At 76.3% G+C, this 19,740-nt stretch carries 16 protein-coding genes; 6 read left to right on the forward strand and 10 right to left on the reverse strand.

Annotated features, from left to right (window positions below; all coding sequences use genetic code 11):
* Positions 1–9: 9 nt before the first annotated feature.
* On the reverse strand, positions 10–1,689 hold the full coding sequence (locus ACR9E3_RS25365; RefSeq protein ID WP_460383592.1) for an urease subunit alpha: 1,680 nt from the start codon (positions 1,687–1,689) through the stop codon (positions 10–12).
* Positions 1,690–1,694: 5 nt separating this feature from the next.
* Positions 1,695–2,285, reverse strand: coding sequence for an urease subunit gamma (gene ureA, locus ACR9E3_RS25370; RefSeq protein WP_460383474.1), 591 nt, complete (start codon positions 2,283–2,285; stop codon positions 1,695–1,697).
* A gap of 97 nt (positions 2,286–2,382) precedes the next feature.
* On the opposite strand from ureA, the gene ACR9E3_RS25375 reads away from it, so the two are divergent.
* Positions 2,383–3,555, forward strand: coding sequence for a helix-turn-helix domain-containing protein (locus ACR9E3_RS25375; protein ID WP_460383475.1), 1,173 nt, complete (start codon positions 2,383–2,385; stop codon positions 3,553–3,555).
* Positions 3,552–4,781, forward strand: a complete 1,230-nt coding sequence (locus ACR9E3_RS25380; protein ID WP_460383476.1) for an FAD-dependent monooxygenase — start codon at positions 3,552–3,554, stop codon at positions 4,779–4,781. The genes ACR9E3_RS25375 and ACR9E3_RS25380 overlap by 4 nt, the downstream gene beginning before the upstream one ends.
* 57 nt (positions 4,782–4,838) lie before the next feature.
* Here the strand turns inward: ACR9E3_RS25380 and ACR9E3_RS25385 are convergent, their stop codons facing one another.
* Together ACR9E3_RS25385 and ACR9E3_RS25390 are read right to left on the reverse strand one after the other, a co-directional pair.
* The gene (locus ACR9E3_RS25385) at positions 4,839–5,570 is read right to left on the reverse strand and encodes an IclR family transcriptional regulator (protein WP_460383477.1); all 732 of its coding nucleotides are present in this window, start codon (positions 5,568–5,570) and stop codon (positions 4,839–4,841) included.
* Entirely contained in the window at positions 5,567–6,985 is a 1,419-nt protein-coding gene (locus ACR9E3_RS25390) for an APC family permease (protein ID WP_460383478.1), read from the reverse strand. The genes ACR9E3_RS25385 and ACR9E3_RS25390 overlap by 4 nt, the downstream gene beginning before the upstream one ends.
* A 281-nt stretch (positions 6,986–7,266) precedes the next feature.
* On the opposite strand from ACR9E3_RS25390, the gene ACR9E3_RS25395 reads away from it, so the two are divergent.
* Together ACR9E3_RS25395 and ACR9E3_RS25400 are read left to right on the forward strand one after the other, a co-directional pair.
* The gene (locus ACR9E3_RS25395; RefSeq protein WP_460383479.1) at positions 7,267–8,694 is read left to right on the forward strand and encodes an APC family permease; all 1,428 of its coding nucleotides are present in this window, start codon (positions 7,267–7,269) and stop codon (positions 8,692–8,694) included.
* A 46-nt stretch (positions 8,695–8,740) separates the two neighbouring features.
* Complete coding sequence (locus tag ACR9E3_RS25400) at positions 8,741–10,687, forward strand: primary-amine oxidase (RefSeq protein WP_460383480.1); 1,947 nt, start codon at positions 8,741–8,743, stop codon at positions 10,685–10,687.
* 58 nt (positions 10,688–10,745) lie between these two features.
* Here ACR9E3_RS25400 and ACR9E3_RS25405 read toward each other — a convergent pair whose 3' ends face one another.
* Both ACR9E3_RS25405 and ACR9E3_RS25410 read right to left on the reverse strand, forming a co-directional pair.
* Positions 10,746–11,024: a hypothetical protein gene (locus ACR9E3_RS25405; RefSeq protein ID WP_460383481.1), complete on the reverse strand. Its 279-nt coding sequence runs from the start codon at positions 11,022–11,024 to the stop codon at positions 10,746–10,748.
* Positions 11,017–12,228, reverse strand: coding sequence for a PspC domain-containing protein (locus tag ACR9E3_RS25410; protein ID WP_460383483.1), 1,212 nt, complete (start codon positions 12,226–12,228; stop codon positions 11,017–11,019). Before ACR9E3_RS25410 ends, ACR9E3_RS25405 begins: the two co-directional genes overlap by 8 nt.
* Positions 12,229–12,402: 174 nt before the next feature.
* Here ACR9E3_RS25410 and ACR9E3_RS25415 point away from each other — a divergent pair, with 174 nt between their 5' ends.
* Together ACR9E3_RS25415 and ACR9E3_RS25420 are read left to right on the forward strand one after the other, a co-directional pair.
* The gene (locus ACR9E3_RS25415) at positions 12,403–13,758 is read left to right on the forward strand and encodes a PspC domain-containing protein (RefSeq protein ID WP_460383593.1); all 1,356 of its coding nucleotides are present in this window, start codon (positions 12,403–12,405) and stop codon (positions 13,756–13,758) included.
* Positions 13,755–14,432: a response regulator gene (locus ACR9E3_RS25420; protein WP_460383484.1), complete on the forward strand. Its 678-nt coding sequence runs from the start codon at positions 13,755–13,757 to the stop codon at positions 14,430–14,432. Before ACR9E3_RS25415 ends, ACR9E3_RS25420 begins: the two co-directional genes overlap by 4 nt.
* 25 nt (positions 14,433–14,457) lie before the next feature.
* On the opposite strand, the gene ACR9E3_RS25425 is transcribed toward ACR9E3_RS25420, so the two are convergent.
* From ACR9E3_RS25425 to ACR9E3_RS25440, 4 genes are all read right to left on the reverse strand, one after another.
* On the reverse strand, positions 14,458–16,188 hold the full coding sequence (locus ACR9E3_RS25425) for a serine/threonine-protein kinase (protein ID WP_460383485.1): 1,731 nt from the start codon (positions 16,186–16,188) through the stop codon (positions 14,458–14,460).
* A 94-nt stretch (positions 16,189–16,282) separates the two neighbouring features.
* Positions 16,283–18,451 carry a hypothetical protein gene (locus tag ACR9E3_RS25430; RefSeq protein WP_460383486.1) on the reverse strand — a complete coding sequence of 723 codons (2,169 nt, stop codon included), beginning with the start codon at positions 18,449–18,451 and terminating at the stop codon, positions 16,283–16,285.
* 249 nt (positions 18,452–18,700) lie between these two features.
* On the reverse strand, positions 18,701–19,018 hold the full coding sequence (locus ACR9E3_RS25435; RefSeq protein ID WP_460383487.1) for a hypothetical protein: 318 nt from the start codon (positions 19,016–19,018) through the stop codon (positions 18,701–18,703).
* Positions 19,019–19,112: 94 nt separating this feature from the next.
* Positions 19,113–19,469, reverse strand: a complete 357-nt coding sequence (locus ACR9E3_RS25440; RefSeq protein WP_285648626.1) for a chorismate mutase — start codon at positions 19,467–19,469, stop codon at positions 19,113–19,115.
* Positions 19,470–19,740: the final 271 nt, after the last annotated feature.

The raw sequence follows: 19,740 nt of genomic DNA on the forward strand, positions 1-19,740 counted from the left end.
TGCTCATCCTCAGCCCAGGTGGTGCAGCCGGGTCAGCGGCAGGTCGACGGCGCGGTGCAGCGGGACCTCGCGGCCGTCGATCCGCACCGGGGCCGGCTCGCCGGGGATCTCCACGCGCGGGGTCGCGGTGTTGTGCACCATGTCGGCGGCGCCGAGACCCCGGCTGCCCGCGACCGGCGTGTAGCGCGGCCCGACGGGCAGCGCGGCGCGGGCGGCCGGGTCGTCGAGGCACGCGGCGGCGACGAACTGGTGCGACAAGCGGGCGGGCGCGCCCCCGCGGGCCCCGTGGAAGCCGCGCAACCGCCGGGGCTGGCCGAGCCGCGTCGACCCCGACCCGGAGCCCGCCGCGCCCCAGGCGACGAAGCCCGACTTGATCACGAGCTCGGGCGCCGCGCCGAACCAGGCGGGCGACCACAGCACGAGGTCCGCGATCCGCCCGGCCGCGACCGTGCCCACGTGGCCGGCCAGCCCGTGCGCGACCGCCGGGTTGTGCGTGAGCTTGGCGAGGTAGCGCAGCACGCGGGCGTTGTTGGCGACGTCCGGGCCGGTCTCGCCGGCGAGGTGGGCCTGGACGTGGGCGAGCTGCCAGGTGCGACGCACGGTCTCCCCGATGCGGCCCATGCCGAGGGCGTCGGAGTTGACGATCGCGATGGCGCCCTCGTCGTGCAGCCGGTTCTCCGCGGCGATCGCGTGCTCGCGGATGCGGCTCGCGGCGATGTCGCGGTCGCTGGGGAGGTCGGGGTGCGCGCGGTGCACGGTCATCGTCATCGGGCCCAGCTCCCGGACCGTCGCGGGCGTCAGCGGGAGCGTCGGTGTCGTCGAGGACGTCAGGACCGACGGGGAGCCGACGATGCGCAGCAGGTCGGGATGCCCGCCGCCACCCTCGACGTGGTACGCGTGCACGGTCCGGCCGCCGACCGCGTCGAGGGTGTCGTCGAGGTAGCCCGACTCGTTGAGGGTGTCGGTGTGCAGGGCGACGGGGAGATCGGCCTGCTCGGCGACGCCCAGGCAGGTGTCGACGGCGTCGGGCCCGGCGCCCCAGTCCTCGTGGACCTTGAAACCGCCGGCCCCGGCGAGCACCGCGCGCTCCAGGAGGTCCGCCGACCCCGACGAGCCGCGGGCGAGGAACGCCGCGTTCACCGGGGCGCCGGTCCACGACGCCATCAGCGTGTGGAGGTTGGGTGCGGGGTTGGCGCCGACGTCCCAGACCCCGCCGATGCCCATCCCGACGATCGTCGTCACCCCGGCCGAGAGGGCCGCGGGCGCGAGGTCGGCGTTGGAGAGGTGGACGTGGGAGTCGACGGCGCCGGGCGTCGCGATCAGGCCCTCGCCGGGGATCATCGCCGTGTGGGCGTCGACGACGAGCTCGACGCCGTCCTGGACGTCCGGGTTGCCGGCGCGGCCGACGCCGACGACGCGCCCGTCGGCGACCCCGACCGACGTCTTGCGGACCCCGAGGACCGGGTCGATCAGCAGGACGCCGAGCACGACGAGGTCGAGGGCGCTGTCGCGGGGCGCCCGGTCGGCGACCAGCGCGCCCTGCCGGGCGGTCTTGCCGCAGCCGCCGAGCATCTCCTCGCCGGGCTCGGTGTCGTCGGCCTCGACCTCCACCCACAGGTCGGTGTCGCCGAGGCGGAGGCGGTCGCCGGTCGTCGGGCCGTAGAGGCGGGCGTACTCGGCGCGGGGCATCGTCGTCACGCGGACGCACCTCCGAGACGGACGGCGGTGACGTCCCGCGTCGCGCCGACCTCGATCCGCAGGGCGGTCCCGGCGGCGACGTCGAGGCGCAGGCGCGCGGGATCGGTGCCGTCGGCGACCTCCACGCGCAGGCTGCGGTTGAGCCGGTCGAGCGGCACGTGCGAGCTCACCCAGACCGCCTGGTCGCCGTCGTTGCGCAGGACGACCTCGCTGCGGGCGCGGCCCGGGGCGAGGTCGATCGCCCCGGCGGCGGGGCGGACGGCTCCCGGCCCGTCGGGGGCCGGCGGGCCGAACGGGCGATCGACGTGGACGAGTGTGGTGCCGTGCGGGAAGAGCGCCTCGACCTGCACCGACGGCACGGCGGCGGCGACGCCGTCGACCAGCCGGTCGGGCGCGACGACCTCCCGGGCACGGTGCACCACGTCGTCGAGGTCGTGGCCGTCCCACGCGAGCTCGCAGATCTCGTCGCAGACCAGCGCGATCGCCTCCGGGGCCCCGAGCCGGGCGCCGCGGGCCAGGCGGCGGCGGGCGAGCTCGGCCGCGCTGTGCAGCAGCACCCTCTCCTGCTCCCGCGGGGTGAGGTGCACGGCGGCCTCCACTGGTGGCGAGTGCCCGAGGATGCCTGGTCGGAGGAGCTGCCCGGAAGGCGTGTCCGCCGCGTCCTGAGCGCTCTAGGTTGGGCGGATGCACAACGACGAGGGCTGGCGCGATCTCGTCGAGCGTGTGCGCGACGACGCCGACGCGCTGCGGACGGCGTTCACCGCGCGGGTCCGCGCGGTGCCGGCCTACGCGCGGGGGCTGGTGCCGGACGACCGGCTCGAGGCCGACGCCGACGCGACGTTCGCCCACCTCCTCGCCGAGCTCGCGGGCCGGCCGGCGCCCGCGCGGCTGCGCGACATCGGGCCGGCGATCGGCCGCGACCGGGCGCGGCGCGGTGTCCCGCTCGACGACCTGCTCACCGCGGTCCGTCAGGACTTCGGGGTGCTGTGGGAGGCGCTGCGGGCGCGGGCCACGGCGGACGAGGCGGCGCTGCTCGTCGACGGCGTGCAGACCGTCTGGTCCGTCGTCGAGGACTACACGACCCGCGTCCGGCGCGGCTACCAGGAGGAGGAGGCGGTGCTGGCCCGCGAGCGCGCGGACGAGCGCACGGCGCTGGTCGCGGCGCTCCTCGCCGCCGACCGTCCAGGCCCCGAGGACGTGACCCGGGCCGCGATCGCGCTCGCGATGGATCCCGACGACGACGTCCTCGTCGCGGCGGCGACCGGCCCCGACGCCGCCGTGCTGCGGCGCGCCGCGGACCGGCTGGGCGCCGACGGCCGGCCGGTCCACGTGCACCCGACCGGCCGCCACAGCGTGCTGCTCGCGCGGTGGGACGGGCCCGAGGGCGCCCCGGTGCGGGCGGCGCTGGACGGGGTGCGGTGCGGGGTGGCGCCGACGGCCCGCGGGCTCGCCGACGTGCCGCGTCGCGCCCGGCTGGCCGGCGAGATCGCGGACGTCGCCGTCGGCGGTCCCGCCGTGCCGCGGACCCTGGCCTCGGTGTGGCTCCCGCTCGCCGCGGCGCGTCTCGGCGACGTCGGGGCCGACCTCGTGGCCGCGGAGCTCGGCGGGCTGGACGCGGTGGCGCCGCCGGAGCGCGAGCGCCTGGTCGCGACGGTGCGCCGCTTCGCCGAGGACGGGTCGGTCGCGGACACCGCCGCGGCGCTGTTCTGCCACCGCAACACGGTGCTGAACCGCCTGCGGCGCGTCGCCGCGCTGACCGGGCGCGACGTCACCGCCCCGGCCGACGCCGCCGCGCTGCTCCTCGCCCTCGCGGGCCGCGAGATATCTCCACCATCGAGAGATACGATGGAGAAGTGAACGATGTCGTGGTCGTCGGGGGCGGACCCGGCGGGGTCCTGCTGACCTACCTGCTCGCGCGCGGCGGGGCGCGCGTGACGCTGCTGGAGTCGCGGCACGACTTCGCGCGGCGGTTCCGCGGCGACACGCTCGCGCCGGGGGTCCTCGAGTACCTCGACACGCTCGGCCTCGCGCGGCCGTTGCTCGACGAGGTGCCGCACACGCGCTCCGACGCGTTCCGCTGGCACACCGCGTCGCGCACCTGGACCCTCGTCGACTACCGCGGCGCGAGCCGGCGGTTCCCGTTCTACGCGCTGATCCCGCAGGCGGAGTTCCTGCCGTGGCTCGCCGACCGGGCGCGGGCGCACGGGGCGACGGTGCTCATGGGCGCGCGGTTCTCGGCGTTGCGCCACGACGCCGCGGGGCGGGTGTGCGGCGTCGAGTACACGGTCGACGCCGAGCGCCGCGAGCTGGACGCCGCGCTGGTCGTCGGCGCCGACGGGCGGAACTCCAAGGTCCGGGCGGCGTCGGGGATCGCGGCCACCGAGCTGGGGGCGAGCCTCGACATCCTCTGGCACGCCTTCCCGCGCCGCGCCGACGACCCGTCGTACTCCGGGCTCGACCTGTTCGGCACGCCGACCGGCAGCGTCGCCCTGCTCGACCAGGGCGACGACTGGCAGCTCGGGTGGACGATCCGCGCGGGATCGCTGGCAGACGTCCGCGGCCGGGGCGTGGGCGCGCTGCGCGACGCGGCGGTGGGGGTGCTGCCGTGGCTGGCGGGCCGGCTCGACGACCTCGGCGACGTCGCCGACCTGACGTTGCTGCCGGTGCGGATCACGACGGTGGAGCGCTGGACCTCGCCCGGTCTGGTGCTGCTCGGGGACGCCGCGCACGTCGTCTCGCCCGTCGGCGGCAACGGGATCAACCTCGCGATCGCCGACGCCGCCGACCTCGCCAACCGCCTGATCGGCCCGCTGCGGCGCACCCCGCCCGACCCGGCGCAGCTCGACGACGCGGCCGCGGGCCTCGAGGTCGCGCGCCGGCCCGCGGTCGAGCGCGAGCAGCAGGCCCAGGTGCGGACCGAACGCGCGGCGGCGGCGCGCATCGACAGCGGCGACCCCGGCCCGCCCCCGGTGCTGCGCTCGCTCGCCCGCATCCCGGGCTTCCCGCGGCTGGCGGGGCGGCGCAACCGCGTCGACGTCCCGGCGCCGGTGCCGGTGATCGCCGGGTGCGCTCCGCGCATGTGAGCAGTTCGGAGTGCTGGAGCACTCCGAAGTGCTCACATGCCGTCAGGCACCGGCCCGTCACGCCAGCAGGGGGCCCAGTTCGGTCGCGTGGTCGCGGAGCAGGTCGATCAGTTCGGTGTTCGGGGCGGCGACGCGGTCGGCGGGGCCGGTGAGGGCGAGGCCCGCGACGAGGCGGCCGTCGCCGGGCGCGCGGACCGGGACGGCGAGGCAGCCGAGGGCGGCGTGGAGCTCGCCGCACTGGCGGGCGAGGTCGGTGCGGCGGACCTCGGCGAGGGCCTCCTTGAGCTCGTCGCGGTCGACGACGGTGCGCGGGGTCAGGCGCGTCAGCGGTCCGTCGGGCAGGTCGTCGTGGTCGGCGAGCAGCAGCCGCCCGAGCCCGGTGGCGTGCAGGTGGCGGGAGATCTCGTCGGCGTCGGAGGGCGGGTGGTCGGGGTCGGCGTCGAGGAACCGCAGGCGGTGCCGCTCGAAGGCCACGAGGTGCGCGCCCCAGCGCACGCGCTCGCGCAGCCGGTGCATCACCGCACGCGCCGCGGTCGGCGTCGTCAGCGGCGCCGGGGCGAGGTTCGCGCTGCGGCGGCCGAGGGCGAAGCCGCCCAGGTCGGGCAGGCGGACGAGGTACTCCTCGGCGACCAGCAGGTTCAGCAGCCGGTAGGTGGTCGCCGGCGGGATGCGCAGCGACGTGGAGATCTCCTTCGCGGTGATCCCGACCCCGGCCGCCGCGACCGCCTCGAGGATGCGCAGCGCGCTGCGGACGGCCTGCGGCTGGCGCCCGCTGATCGGAGACGTCACTCCGAGCCCGCGGTGAGGACGTCGGCGGTGGTGGTCTCGTCGTAGACGCCCATGGCCTGCAACGCCCCGCGCCGACGCCGGCGCAGCACGAACCACCCCGCGGCGGCCACCACGACGAGGCCGGCGAGGGTGAGCAGCATGGCGGCGCCCGCGTTGAGCAGGACCACGACGAGGGTGGCGACGAGGGCGGCGACGGCGAGCACTGCCGCCACCACGACGCCGCGGGTCAGCTCGCCGATCCGCGCGAGGAATCGCGGCGCGGCGAGGCAGACGAGCACGTAGGTCACGAGGAACGCGAGCGTGCCCACCGACAGCAGTCCGCTGAAGACCGCCGCGGGCGCGACCCCGGCGAGCCCACCCGCGATCGCCACGACGGCGAGCACGGGGACGGCGACCGCGATCGCGACCGCCGGGGTCAGGTAGCGGCGGTGGGTCCGCCCGAGGACGGCCGGGGCGACGCCGTCGCGGGCGAGGGAGAACAGCACGCGGACCAGCGTGTTCAGCGCGGCGAGCGCGCAGGCGCCGAACGACGCGACGATGCCGAGGTCCATGAGCACGGCCGCCCAGCTCAGCCCGCCCGCCTGCCCCGAGGACGGGCTCGTCGCCCCGACCGCGGCGCCGGGGGCGGCGAGCTGCACCAGCGTCGCGACGAGGTAGAGCACGGCGGTCACGGCGGCGGTGGCGGTGACCGCGCGGGGCACCGACGCGAACGGCCGGCGGGCCTCGACGCCCAGCGCGGTGGCGCTGTCGAAGCCGATGAACGCCGCCAGCGCGGGCAGCACGCCGAGCGCGATCCCGAGGGCCCCGCCCGGCACGGCCGGCGCCGCGGCCACGGGCGCGGGCGCCGTCGTGATCGCCAGCGTGACGAGCACGGCGAGGATCACGACGATCGACACCGACTCGATCACGAGCATGACCCGCCCGGCGAGCCGGATGCCCCGCACCGCGCACACGGCGACGACGGCGGCGAGCACCACGGCGAGCGCGGCCGCGACGACGGGGGAGCCCGCGGCGGGCCAGAGCCGGGAGAGCAGGGAGCTGCCGTACCACGACACCCCGGTGAACGCGGCCGCCACGAGCATCCCGTAGCTGACGACCATCGACACCGCGCAGGCGTAGGCGCCGCCGGACCCGAGGCCCTGGGCGGTGAAGCTGTAGAGACCGCCGGCCGCGGCCATGCGGCGGGCGAAGACGGCGATGCAGATCGCCACGAGGCCGACGACGACCGCCGCCACCGCGAACGACACCGGCGCGCCGGGGCCGGCGACGGCGATGACGAGCAGCGGCACCGAGGCCATGGCACCGGCCGGCGCGGTGGTGGCGACCGACTGCGCGAACACCCCGAGCGGGCGCAGCGCGCGGCGCCGCAGCCCGGCCACCGGCGACCGCGAGCGCAGCCCGGGAATCCTCGTCACGACGGTCACCGTAGAGCGCGGACAGCCCGGAGCGAAGACGTCACGGCACCGAATGAGAATCGGTCGCCGCGGATTCTCGTTCGGCCACCCGGAGCACGGTCCCGTTCTCCGTTCGGAGAATGTCGCGCGGCATTCGGACTGTTCGCGGGAGACCGGATCTCATCCTGGTCCACCCAGCTCAACGAGGGGTTGACCCCGCCGGAACGGTTCCGCAAACGTGACCCGCGACATTTCCCTGGCCCCCTCCCGCCGTTTCTCTCCCGTCCCTCTCAGGAGTCGCCATGGCCGCGCCCCCAGAACCCACCGCTTCCGTGCCCGCGACGCCGTCGCGCCTCTCGGGCAGGCTCGGTGTCGGTGCGATCGTCTTCATGGTCGTCGCCGCCGCGGCGCCCCTGACCGTCATCGCCGGCACCATCCCGCTCGGGGTCGGCGCCGGGAACGGCGCGGCCTTCCCCGCGACGTTCGTGCTCTGCGCGGTGGTGCTCCTGCTGTTCGCCGTCGGGTTCTGCGCGATGAGCCCGCACGTCCCCGACGCCGGCGCGTTCTTCACCTACGTGCGCGCGGGCCTCGGACGTCCCCTCGGGCTCGGCACGGCGTTCCTCGCCCTCGCCACGTACACCGCGGTGCAGGCCGCGGTCTACGGCTACATCGGGGCGGCGATCGACGAGCTCGTCACCAGCTTCGGCGGGCCGAGCCTGCCGTGGTTCGTGTGGACCTTCGTCGTCATGGCGATCGTCGCCGTCCTCGGCTACCGCCACATCGAGCTCTCCAGCCGCGTGCTCGGCGTGCTGCTCATCGCCGAGATCGCCATCGTCGTCGTGCTCGACGTCGTGGTCGTCGCCGGCGGTGGCGCCCAGGGCCTGTCGACCGCCGCCCTCGATCCCGCGCAGATCGGCTCGGGCGCCGTCGGCATCGCGATCATGTTCGCGGTCGCGAGCTTCATCGGCTTCGAGTCGACCGCGGTGTTCCGGGACGAGGCCCGCGACCCGGAGCGCACGATCCCGCGGGCCACCTACGTCGCGCTCGCCGTCATCGGCGTCTTCTACGCGGTCTCGAGCTGGGCCGTCGTGTCGGCGTGGGGCGACCAGGCCGCGGTCGAGCAGTCCGCCGCGGACCCGGCGACGTTCCTCCTGCGGACCTTCGAGAACTGGCTCGGCCCGGTCGGCCTGCACATCGTCACGGTCCTGCTCGTCACCAGCCTGTTCGCCGCGATCCTCGCGTTCCACAACGTCGCGGCGCGGTACTGGTTCGCCCTCGGCGGGCACCGCGCGTTCCCGGCGGCGTGCGCGCGGACCCACGAGCGGCACGGGTCGCCGCACGTCGCGTCGCTGTCGCAGACCGCGCTGTCGTTCGTCCTCATCGCGATCTTCGCGGTCGCGGGCCTCGACCCCGTCGCCCAGGTCTTCGCGTGGATGGGCGGCACGGCGACCGTCGGCGTGCTCGGCCTCATGGTGCTGACCTGCCTGGCCGTCCTCGTGTTCTTCGCCCGCAACCGGGTCGACCGGCGGGTCTGGAACACCCGGATCGCCCCAGCCCTCGGCCTCGTCGGCCTGCTGGTCTGCCTCGTGCTCACCCTCGGCAACTTCACGACGCTGCTCGGCGGCTCGGCGGGCCTCGCGTACGCGATCTGCGGCGTGCTCGTCGTCGTCACGCTCGTCGGCGTCGTCATGGGCGTGGTGCGCCGGCGCCCCTTGCCCGACCTGGCGTGAGCCGGAATCGTCCCGAACATCCCCTTCGAGGAGGAGTGATCACCCCGTGACCGCCACCGCCCCGCGTGCCACCGCGACCGGCCCTACGCCTGGATCTGGGACCCACCCGCTCGACCTCGCCACCGCCGACGAGTTCGCCGCCGTCCGGGAGGTGCTCGCGGCCGCCGGGCTGCTCGGCGACGCGGTGCGCTTCTGCTTCGCCGGGCTCGAGGAGCCCGCGAAGTCCGACGTGCTCGCGCACACCGACGGCGACCCCGTCGACCGGCGATTCCGCGTCCTGCTGCTCGACATGAGCGGCGGCCCCTCCCGCGACGTCCTCGTCTCGGCGACCCGCGGCGAGGTCGACGCGGCCGTCGAGCTCGACCCGGCCACCAGCGGTCAGCTCCCGATCATCGACGCCGAGTTCGAGATCATGGAGGAGATCGTCCTGGCGTCGAGCGAGTGGTGCGACGCGCTGCGCCGTCGCGGCATCGACCCGGCCACGGTCCGGGCCGTGCCGCTGTCGGCCGGCGCGTACTACCCGGAGGAGGTCGGGCACCGCATGGCGCGCGTGCTCGGCTTCCGCCAGGACCACGAGAAGGACTCGCCCTGGGCCCACCCGGTCGACGGCGTCGTCGCCTACGTCGACCTCACCCGCCGCGAGGTGACGCGGGTGATCGACCACGCCGACATCCCCGTGCCCGAGGAGCCCGGCAACTTCGACGACCCCGAGCAGGTCGGGCCGCAGCGCACGACCCTGAAGCCCATCGAGATCACGCAGCCCGAGGGCGTCAGCTTCTCCCTCGAGGGCAACCGGCTGCGTTGGGAGGGCTGGGACCTGCGGGTCGGGTTCAACGAGCGCGAGGGACTGACCCTCCACCAGATCGGCATCCACGGCCGCCCGGTGGTCTACCGGGCGTCGATCGCCGAGATGGTCGTGCCCTACGGCGACCCGTCGCCGGTGCGGTTCTGGCAGAACTACTTCGACGCCGGCGAGTACATGTTCGCCCGGTACGCCAACTCGCTCGAGCTCGGCTGCGACTGCCTCGGCGAGATCACGTACATGGACGTCGTGGTGGCCGACGACGACGGCTCACCGCGGACGATCAGCAACGCGATCTGCCTGCACGAGGAGGACTACGGCGTGCTCTGGAAGCACACCGACATCTTCACGCAGGCCCAGGAGACGCGTCGCCAGCGCCGCATGGTGGTGTCGTTCTTCACCACCATCGGCAACTACGACTACGGCTTCTACTGGTACCTCTACCTCGACGGCACGATCGGGTGCGAGGCGAAGCTGACCGGCATCCCGTTCACCTCCGGCATGCCCGAGGGCGAGCACCCGTACGCCACCGAGGTGGCACCGGGGCTCGGCCTGCCGTTCCACCAGCACCTGTTCTCCGCGCGCCTCGACATGACCGTCGACGGCACCCGCAACGCCGTCGAGGAGGTCGAGGCCGTCCCCGTGCCGACGGGGGAGGGCAACCCGTGGGGCAACGCGTTCGCGGAGTCCCGCACGCGTCTGACCCGCGAGTCCGAGGGCGGCCGCACGGCGAGCCCCGGGACCGGGCGGAGCTGGCAGGTCGTCAACCCGGACTCGACCAACCGGCACGGCAGGCCCGTCGCGTACGGCCTGCAGTCCGAGGGGCGGCCGACGCTGCTGTCCGACCCGCAGTCGGTCGTGGCCGGTCGCGCGGCCTTCGCGACCCGGCACCTCTGGGTCACCGCCTACGACGCCGACGAGCGCTACCCGGCGGGCGACTACGTCAACCAGCACCCCGGCGGTGCCGGCCTGCCGGCGTGGACCGCCGCCGACCGCTCCCTCGACGAGGGCGGCCGGGGCGCCGACGTCGTGCTGTGGCACACCTTCGGGCTGACGCACGTGCCCCGCCCGGAGGACTGGCCGATCATGCCCGTCGACTACGCCGGCTTCCGGCTGATGCCCGTCGGGTTCTTCGACCGCAACCCCACGCTCGACGTCCCGCCGTCGTCGAACGGGCACTGCCACTCGTAGGAACGGCCGAGGGGCCGGTACCGCTCGGACGAGCGGTACCGGCCCCTCGCGCGTGCGGTCAGTCCCGGCGGCGGCGCACCGTCGCGACGACGACCACGAGCCCCACCCCGACCGCACCGAGGGCGAGGACCCAGCGCGGGTCGACGGCCGCGAGCGTGCTGGTCAGGGCCAGGACCGCGACGACGATCGCGGCCAGGCCGGCGACGAGACCGAGCGGGTCCGGCCCGCGACGGGCCGGGGTCTTCGCGCGGCCCTCGACGTCGTCGGTGTCCACCGCGCCGACGGTGTCGACGTCCTGATGGATCGTGTAGGGCTGTTCGGGTGAGCGCTCATCCACGGCGCACCTCCACGTCTCCGCCGCCGCTGAGGGCCTGCAGGTTGATCACCGGGCCACCCGGTCCGTCGGGTCCGAGGTCGACCACCGTGGTGTCACCGGCGCTCTCGCCGCGGCCCAGGCAGTCGACGTCGCCGCCACCGGACGTGCACGTCACCGTGACGTCCGCGGTCGCGGGCACGACGACGCTGACGTCGCCGGCGCCGCTCTGCACCTGGGTGCGCACCGGCGGCACGCCGGCGGGGACGTCCCGCAGGTCGAGACGGGCGTCGCCGTAGGCGGTCTCGTAGGCCGGGGCGACCTGGTTCGCCGCGGGCCGCCACTGCGCGTCCCCGAGGGTCTGCACGGTGCCCGGGCGGGCGTCGTCGCTCCACCCGTTCATCCACGGCGGCACGCCGCGGTCGTCGGGCCCGCCGTTCGCGGCCGCCACCAGCACCAGCGCCAGGGGCACCGCCGCGACGACGAGGCTGCGGCCCTTGTGCAGGAACGCGCCGACCACGAGGCCCGCGCCGACCACGGCGAGCGCGGTCGCGATCGCCGGCGTCGCGCCGAGCGGGAGCAGGCCGAGCAGGCCGAGCCCCACGACGGCGCCGGCCGCGAGCAGCGCGACGCCCAGGGTCGCCGGGGCGAGCCGGGAGCGCGGCGGCTTCGGGGCCGGGGGCTCCGCGGGCTCGGGCAGGTCCCAGGCGAAGGGTGCGGCGCCCAGCGGGTCCCACGACGGGGGCTTGCGCGTGTCGTCGCCGCCGGGTGTCTCGCTCGTCCCGTCGGCAGGCGCGAGGGGCCGCTGCGGGTCGCGCAGGTGCCCGCGGCTGCGGTGCAGGGCGTAGAGCAGCCCGACCGTCGCCACGACCCCGATCACCGTGCCGAGGTCGCCGGAGAACGCCGACGCGACCGCCGCGATCCCCAGCAGGCTGCCGAGCACGATCGCCCACACCGGCGTCTCACGCCGCCCGCGCTCGTCGACCCGCGGGAGCACGAGGATGCCGGCGACGTACACCAGCAGCCCGACCCCGTAGAACAGCGACACGACGAACGCGACGCGCACGAGCGTCGGGTCGATCGCGTAGCGCCTCGCGATCGCCGCGGCCACGCCGGCGATCTTGCGGTCCTCCTTCAGGCGGGCGGGGCGCGTCGCCCACATCTCCCGCAGGGTCGCGCCCACGTCGGCCCCCGCCGGCGCCCGCGACCCCTGCCCCGGACTGCTCATCGTCCTCATCCTCCTCGGCCTGCATGCTTTCGGTGCCACGAACACTCCGCGACGGCGAGGCCCCGGACCTCCGGGAGCCACCCCGGTCCCGACCCCGGGACGACCCCGAGGACCACCCGGGTCGCTCCGGGCCCGCGGGGGTGGGTGACGTGTGACGATGGCCGTGTGAGCGAGGTGGACGCGGTGGACGAGGTGACGCGCGCGGCGCCCGGGGCGGAGACCCCGGAGGCGCCGGCGACCTCGGAGAACCCCGCCGCGGGGCCCCCGCCGGTCGTGGTGCGCCGTATCCGCCGGCGCCGGCAGGGTTCCGTGATCGCCGGCGTCACCGGCGGGGTCGCCGACCACCTCGGTGTCGACATCCTGCGCGTGCGCCTCGTGTTCGTGCTGCTCGTCGCCGCGGCGGGGGCGGGCTTCGCGGTCTACGCCGGGCTGTGGCTCTTCTGTCCGATCGAGCCGCGCGGGGTCGAGCGCCGGGTGCCGCCGCGCGAGCGCCGTCAGGGCCTCGGGCTGGCGACGCTCGGGGTGCTCCTCGCCGTCGTGCTCTCCGGGCTGGGCGGGCAGCTGTCCGGCTGGGTCGTCGGACCGCTCGGCGTGGTGCTGGTCGGGGTCGCCCTCGTATGGCGCGAGGCCGACACCGGGTCCGCGCGGCCCGCGGGCGACACGGGGTGGCGGTCGCGCTGGCTCGCGGGGCGCCGGCTGGGCCTGCTGCGGCTGCTCGCCGGGGCGATCCTCGTCGCGCTGGGCATCGCGGCGTTCCTGCTCGGCAACGTCGACCTCTCGCAGGTGCAGTTCGGCCTGCTCGCGGCGCTGGCGACGCTCGCCGGCGTCGCGGTGCTGACCGTGCCCTGGTGGATGCACCTGGTGCGCGAGCTCGGCGTCGAGCGCCGCGAGCGCATCCGGGAGCAGGAGCGCGCCGACATCGCCGCCCACCTCCACGACTCCGTGCTCCAGACCCTGGCGCTGATCCAGAAGCAGGCCGGCGAGGACGGCGCGGGCCGCGACGTGCGGCGCCTCGCGCGCAGCCAGGAGCGCGAGCTGCGCGCGTGGCTCTACGGACCGCCCGGTGGCGACGCCGGGCACCCTGCCGGCCCGGGCGACGCGACCCTCGCCGCCGCGCTGGCGTCGACCGCGGGCGAGGTCGAGGACGACTACGGGATCCGTGTCGCGCCCGTGGTCGTCGGCGACACCGCGCTCGACCCGGACACCACGGCGCTCGTGGCCGCGGCCCGCGAGGCGATGGTCAACGCCGCGAAGCACGCGGGGGTCGACGAGATCGACGTCTACGCCGAGGTGGAGACCGACACCGTCGAGGTCTACGTGCGCGACCGCGGCTGCGGGTTCGACCCGGACGCCGTGGCTGACGACCGGCGCGGCCTCGCGGGCTCCGTCCGCGACCGCATGACCCGCCACGGCGGCCGGGTGCGCCTGCGCTCGACGGCGGGGGAGGGCACCGAGGTCGGCCTCGTGCTGCCCCGCCGCCGCGGGGCGACCACCCCCGCCACCGCAGCCAGCGAGGAGGAGGCCCGATGAGCGAGCCCGTCACCCCGGAGGAGCCGGTCACCGTGGTGGTCGTCGACGACCACGCGCTCTTCCGGCGCGGGGTCCGCGCCGAGCTCGAGTCGCTCGCGCGCCGCAGCGTGAGCGTGGTGGGCGAAGCGGGCTCCGTCGACGAGGCGGTGGCCGTCATCGGGCACCGCACACCCGACGTGGTCCTGCTCGACGTCCACATGCCCGACGGCGGGGGCGCGGCGGTCCTCGCGCGGACCCGCCCCGACCACCCGGACGTCGTGTTCCTCGCCCTCTCGGTGTCCGACGCCGCGGAGGACGTCATCTCCGTGATCCGGGCCGGGGCCCGCGGCTACGTCACGAAGACGATCTCGGGTCGCGAGCTCGCCGACGCCGTCGTGCGCGTGCGCGCCGGCGACGCCGTGTTCTCCCCGCGCCTGGCCGGGTTCGTGCTCGACGCGTTCGCCGACCGGCCCGGCGCCGCCGGCGTCGTCGACCCCGAGCTGGACCAGCTCACCCGCCGGGAGCGCGACGTCCTGCGCCTGCTCGCGCGGGGGTGGTCGTACAAGGAGATCGCGGCCGAGCTCGTCATCTCGGTCAAGACGGTCGAGACCCACGTGTCGAGCGTGCTGCGCAAGACGCAGTCGTCGAACCGCCACGAGCTGTCGCGCTGGGCCACCGACCGCCGGCTGGTCTGACCCGCCGGCCGTTTCTCAGCTCTCGTCAGCCGTCGTCGCCGCTGTCGTCCGAGCCGGACCCGCCGTCGCGGTGACCGCCGTGGTCGTCGTCGCCGTGGCCACCCCCGCCCGAGTGGTCGTCACCGGCGGTGTGGTCCTCCCCGTGCGCGGGCGAGGGCGAGGCCGACGACGTCGGGGTCTCCGTCGTCTGCGCCTCCGCGACCGGGGTGTCGAGGCTCAGGCCGGTCGCCGCGGCACGCGGGCTGGAGGCGTCGACGCTCTCGTCGGCGTCGATGAGCCAGCTCCCGTCCGCGCCGCGGACCATGCCGAGCTCGTGCACCTCGCGGGTGCGCTCGCGGCCCTCGGGGAAGAAGTCGAGCGTGGCGCGCACGGTGTCCGCGTCGACCGCGGTGGCGTCGACGACCGTCACCGACGAGATCGTCGACCAGAACGACTGGTAGTTCGCGAAGCTGTTGTTGCGGCCCTGCAGGTTCGGGCCGAGACGGGCCCAGCCGGCGGCCTGGTCGCGGGTGACGATCCCGTAGTAGTCGCGGACGGCCGACACCATCGCGGCCCGGGGGTCGGCGGGCTCTCCGCTCGGGGCGGCGCCGACGGTCGCGCCCGTCGAGTCCGACGTCGACGACGCCAGCAGGCTGACGCCGACGACCCCGCCGGCGGCCAGCGCGATGAGCAGGACGACGACCACGACGGCGACCGTCGGGCGACGGCGCGGGCGGCGACGTGCCGGCGCCGGGTCGGGCGGCGGCATCCCCTGCCGGGTCGGGGGCCCGGCCGGCGCCGGACCCGACGCGCCCCCGTTGCCGGCGGCGCCGCCGCCGACCGCTCCGGGCGTCCACGGGTCCGACGAGGAGCGCGCCTCGGGGACCGGGGGCGCACCCCCCGACGACGCCGGACCCCCGAGCGGCACGAGATCGGCCAGCGGCTCCTCGGCGCGGCCCCCGGCGTGGGCGATGCGCCCGAGCTCCTGGCGGGCCTGGATGGCGGTCGGGCGCTCGGCGGGGTCGTCGCGCAGCAGCCGCATGAGCAGCGCGGTGAGCGGCCCGGCCTGGGACGGCGGGACGACCTTGCCGGCCGCGACCGCGTGCAGCAGGGCCAGCGCGTTGTCGTCGGCCCCGAACGGCGGGATGCCCTCGACGGCGGCGTAGAGCGTCGCGCCCAGCGAGAAGACGTCGGACGCCGAGGTCGAGTCGTCGCCGCGGGCGACCTCGGGGGCGAGGTAAGCGGGGGTGCCGGCGAGCATCCCCGTGCGGGTCAGCGTCAGGTCGCCGCTGGCGCGGGAGATCCCGAAGTCGGTGATCTTGACGGTGCCGTCGGCGCCGAGGAGCACGTTCCCGGGCTTGACGTCGCGGTGCACGATGCCCGCCTGGTGCGCGGCGTCGAGGGCGTCGGCGACCTGGCGCCCGATCCGCGCCACCGTGCGGGGTTCGAGCGTGCCCTGCTCACCGAGGACGTTCGCGAGGCTGCGCGACGGCAGGTACTCCATGACCAGCCACGGCTCGTCGCCCTCGATGGAGGCGTCGAACACGGAGATGGCGTGCGGGTGCTGGAGACGCGCGGCGATGCGGCCCTCGCGCAGGGTGCGCTGGCGGACCTCCTCGGCCTCGCGGTCGTCGAGGCCGGCGTGGAGGAAGACCTGCTTGACCGCGACGACCCGTCCCAGCCGCTCGTCCGTGCCGCGCCAGACGACGCCCATGGCCCCCGAGCCGATGCGCTCCTCGAGGCGGTACCGCCCGGCGACCACGCGCGGAGAGCTCACCGGCTGCTCCGCGTCCACGTGTCCACGGGGGTCACAGTAGAGGTCCCGACCGGGTGACGACCACGCGCCCGCCGGGCCGCCCGCGACGCTCCCGTCACCCGCCCAGCAGCCCGCCGACGGTGTCGCCGACGCCGTCCGTGGTGCTCTCCACGGCGTCGCCCGCGCCGTCCGCGACCGAGCTGACCTGGTCGGTCGTGTCGCCGACCGCCTCGCCGGCGTCGTCCACGGTGTCGGTGCTGTCCTCGACCGCGTCGCTCGTCGACGCGACGGTCGAGCTGACCTGATCGGTCGCCTCGTCGGAGGAGCCACCGGACGTGTCGTCGTCGGAGGAGCCGTCGGACTCGCCGCTGGACTGGTTGCCGGACTGGTCGCCGGACTGGTCGTCGCTCGAGTCCGCGGACGCGTCGGCGGTCGCGCCGTCGGAGGTGTCGCTCCCGCCGGCGGTGTCGTCGGTGGACCCGCTCGCGGAGCCGCTGGTCTGCCCGTCGACGACCCCGCCCACGCTCCCGGTGAGGCCGGTGACGGTGTTCCCCGCGGTGGAGCTCAGGCCGCTCACGGCACCGCCCGCGGTGGTGCCGACCTCGCCGACCGTGGTGCCCGCCGCGGCGCTGACGCCCGTCACGGTGTCGCCGGCGGCGGTGCTGACCCCGCCGACGGTGTCGCCGACCGCGGTGGTGAGGCCCCCGACGGTGTCTCCGGTGGCGGTGCCGACCCCGCCGACCGTGGTGCCGACGGTGCCGGTGAGCCCGCCGACCGTGGTGCCGAGTCCGCCGGTCACGCCGCTGACGGTGGTGTCCACCGTGTTCCCGAGGCCGCCGACGAGGCCGCCCACGGGGCCACCGACCGCGCCGCCGACACCGCCGGTCACGCCGCTCACGGTGCCACCGACCGTCGTACCGAGCCCGCCGACGGTGGTGCCGACGGTGCCGCCCAGGCCGCTCACCGTGTCGCCGGCGGTCGTGCCGACCGCGCCGACCGTGCCGCCGGCGGTCGTGCCGACCGCGCCGACCGTGCCGCCGAGCGAGGTGCCGACCGTGCCCACGGTGCCGCCGACGCCGGTCCCGACGGTGCCGACGGTGTCGCCGACCGTCGCGCCGACGCCGGTCACGAGGCCCCCGACAGCGGTGCCGGCTCCGCCGACGGTGCCGCCGACCCCACCGACCGCGCCCCCGACCACGCCGCCGACGCCGCCGATCACGCCACCGACGGTGCCGCCACCGGCCGGAGCGCCGCCGCCACCGCCGCCGGTGCCGCCGCCGCCGCCGATGATGCCGCCGCCGACGATGCCGCCGCCCCCGGACGCGCCGCCCGGGGCGCCGCCACCCGGGGTCGTGACGGCGCCGCCGGACGTCGCGCCCGCCGGGGAGCCAGGACCGCGCAGGCCAGCGAGGGCGCCGCCGGTGGCCGTGCCGCCGGCGCCGCCGAGCCCGAGTCCGAGGTCGCGGACGTCGGCCACGAGGTTCACGCCCCCGCCGGCGGCGAGGCCGTCGGCACCGAGGGCGCCGGGCGCCCCGGGCACGCCCGGCGCGCCGGGCACACCGCCGGCCTGGGGCGGGGCCTCGTTCGGCCCCTGCGGCCAGGGCAGCTGGTCGACGGGACCGCCGGGCAGCGGGGCACCGACCACGCTCGCCACGGCCCCCGCGACGAGGAGCACGCTCGTGCTCGCGCCGAGCGCCCGGCCGCGGCCCTGCCCGAACACATTGGTGCGCCGGCGGGCGGACCGCCCGGGCGTGGGCACCGGCCGCAGCGCGGGCACGGCGCGGGGGTCGTCGCTGTGGACGGCGGGCGCGCCGCGGCCGTCGTGCTCGACGGCGGCGGCGTCGACGGCCCGGCGGGCGCTGACGGCGGCGGCGATGGCGGCCCGGTCGTGCCGTTCGCTCTCCTCGCGGGCCTCCGCGGCCTCGAGGGCCTCGGCGAACGCGAGGGCGTCCGCGACCTCGGACTCCTCGGTGGCCCCGGACTCGTCGCCGGAGGTGTCGTCGGTCGCCACCCCGACCACCGGCTGCGGGCCGGTCAGCCGCGTGAGGATGTCGGCGACGGGGATGCCGTCGGTGTGGCGGGAGGCGTCCTGCTGCGGCACCGGCGGCAGGTCGTCGACGGGCCGTCGCGGCTCCGGGAGGAGGTCCGCCGGGACGTCGGCCGCGGGCTGCGGCTCGCCGTCCCCGGGCGCGGCGGGTGGGGGAACGGTCGGCGGGGCGATCAGTGAGCCGGTGGCTTCTGCCGGCTCGTCGAACCACACGTGTCGTCCCTGGCCGTCGCCCATGTCCCCCACTCCTCGTCCGAAGCCCGTCCCAGCCAGCGTCACCGGTTCGAGAACACAGTGCCCACTTTGCGTAGGGATATGGCTACTCGGGCGTCACCCGCACGGGGAGAGGCCGTCCGGGGTGTGCAGGCCACCGTTCGGGTCCCGGCGCCCAGCGGGTGGATGACGAGGGCCGACCGGACGCTGACGATGCGCAATCGGGCCAGCGGCCCGTCATGCACCGCCAGGCGCGGGAGATCTGCCGCTCGGCTACTGCGGCGGGGCGGCGAGCCGCTTGCGGGCGCCCTGGAGCTGGTTGACCGCCGCTAGTCCCACGCCACCGCCGACGAGCAGCCCGATGACGTCGAGGGGGACACCGCCACCCGTCAGGAGTAGTGCGACCAGGGCGCCGAGTGCCAGACCCCCCGCGGCCGGGAGGCGCTTGCGGGCGTCGGTCGCGAGGTGGCTCGCGCCCGGGCGCTTGGAGGCCACCGACGAGATCATGAAGAGGTAGCCGCCGTAGCCCACCGCGGCCAGCAGGCCCAGCACGGTGACGATCGTGGCGATCAGGTCGATGACCGTTCCCATGACACCAGCGTGCCACCACCGGCGTGTGGTGGGCGCTCGCCGCACCCCGGGAATGGCCAGGGTGTCGGCTCAGGGTCCGGGCACCGCCGCGGTGCTACCCGTTCGGGCCCGCCGAGCCGCGGCCGCCCAGGCGGCCACGCCCGAGGCGCAGCAGCAACATGCCGAGCTCGCGGCCCTCGGCGCCGAGGTCACGGAAGCGCGCGAGCACCTGCATCTCGCGGTTGTAGACGATCCGCGGCCCGCCGGCCGCCATGCGGGTGAGCCCGATGCGCTGGGAGATCTCGGAGCGGCGCTTCACCAGGCGAAGGAGCTCCGCGTCGATCGCGTCGATCTCCTCGCGCAGCGAGGGGATCTCGTCGGCGCTCGCCGGGGCGAGCGCCGCGCCCGACGCGGGCTCGGCGTCCCCGTCCGGGGTGGTGGTGTCGGGGGAGTCGCTGGTCGCGGCACTCACGGGATCGGCCTCCAGGGTGTGTCGGGGTGGTGCGGTGGGTCGGCGGCCCACGGGACCCCGGACACGAGAACGCCCCGGGGTCCGTGGACTCCGGGGCGGCGTGGGTCGGGCGCGGCAGGCGCGTCAGATGTCCACGGGCACCGGGGTCCGGTACCCGTAGAAAAATCGAACGGTCTGCGCGTGCACGCCGGTCATCATGCCATCGCGGTTCCGTGCCGCCAACCGCTCGCCCGGGTGCGTCCCGCCGGAGGCCTCCGGGTGCGTGTCCGGC

It is taken from the genome of Actinomycetospora sp. C-140, from assembly GCF_054796175.1.

Coding starts and splice junctions, on each gene's coding strand:
- ACR9E3_RS25365 (WP_460383592.1), bottom strand. CDS start 1,689: ATGCCCCGCGCCGAGTACGCCCGCCTCTACGGCCCGACGACCGGCGAC.
- ACR9E3_RS25375 (WP_460383475.1), top strand. CDS start 2,383: ATGCACAACGACGAGGGCTGGCGCGATCTCGTCGAGCGTGTGCGCGAC.
- ACR9E3_RS25395 (WP_460383479.1), top strand. CDS start 7,267: ATGGCCGCGCCCCCAGAACCCACCGCTTCCGTGCCCGCGACGCCGTCG.
- ACR9E3_RS25410 (WP_460383483.1), bottom strand. CDS start 12,228: ATGAGCAGTCCGGGGCAGGGGTCGCGGGCGCCGGCGGGGGCCGACGTG.
- ACR9E3_RS25420 (WP_460383484.1), top strand. CDS start 13,755: ATGAGCGAGCCCGTCACCCCGGAGGAGCCGGTCACCGTGGTGGTCGTC.
- ACR9E3_RS25430 (WP_460383486.1), bottom strand. CDS start 18,451: ATGGGCGACGGCCAGGGACGACACGTGTGGTTCGACGAGCCGGCAGAA.
- ACR9E3_RS25435 (WP_460383487.1), bottom strand. CDS start 19,018: ATGGGAACGGTCATCGACCTGATCGCCACGATCGTCACCGTGCTGGGC.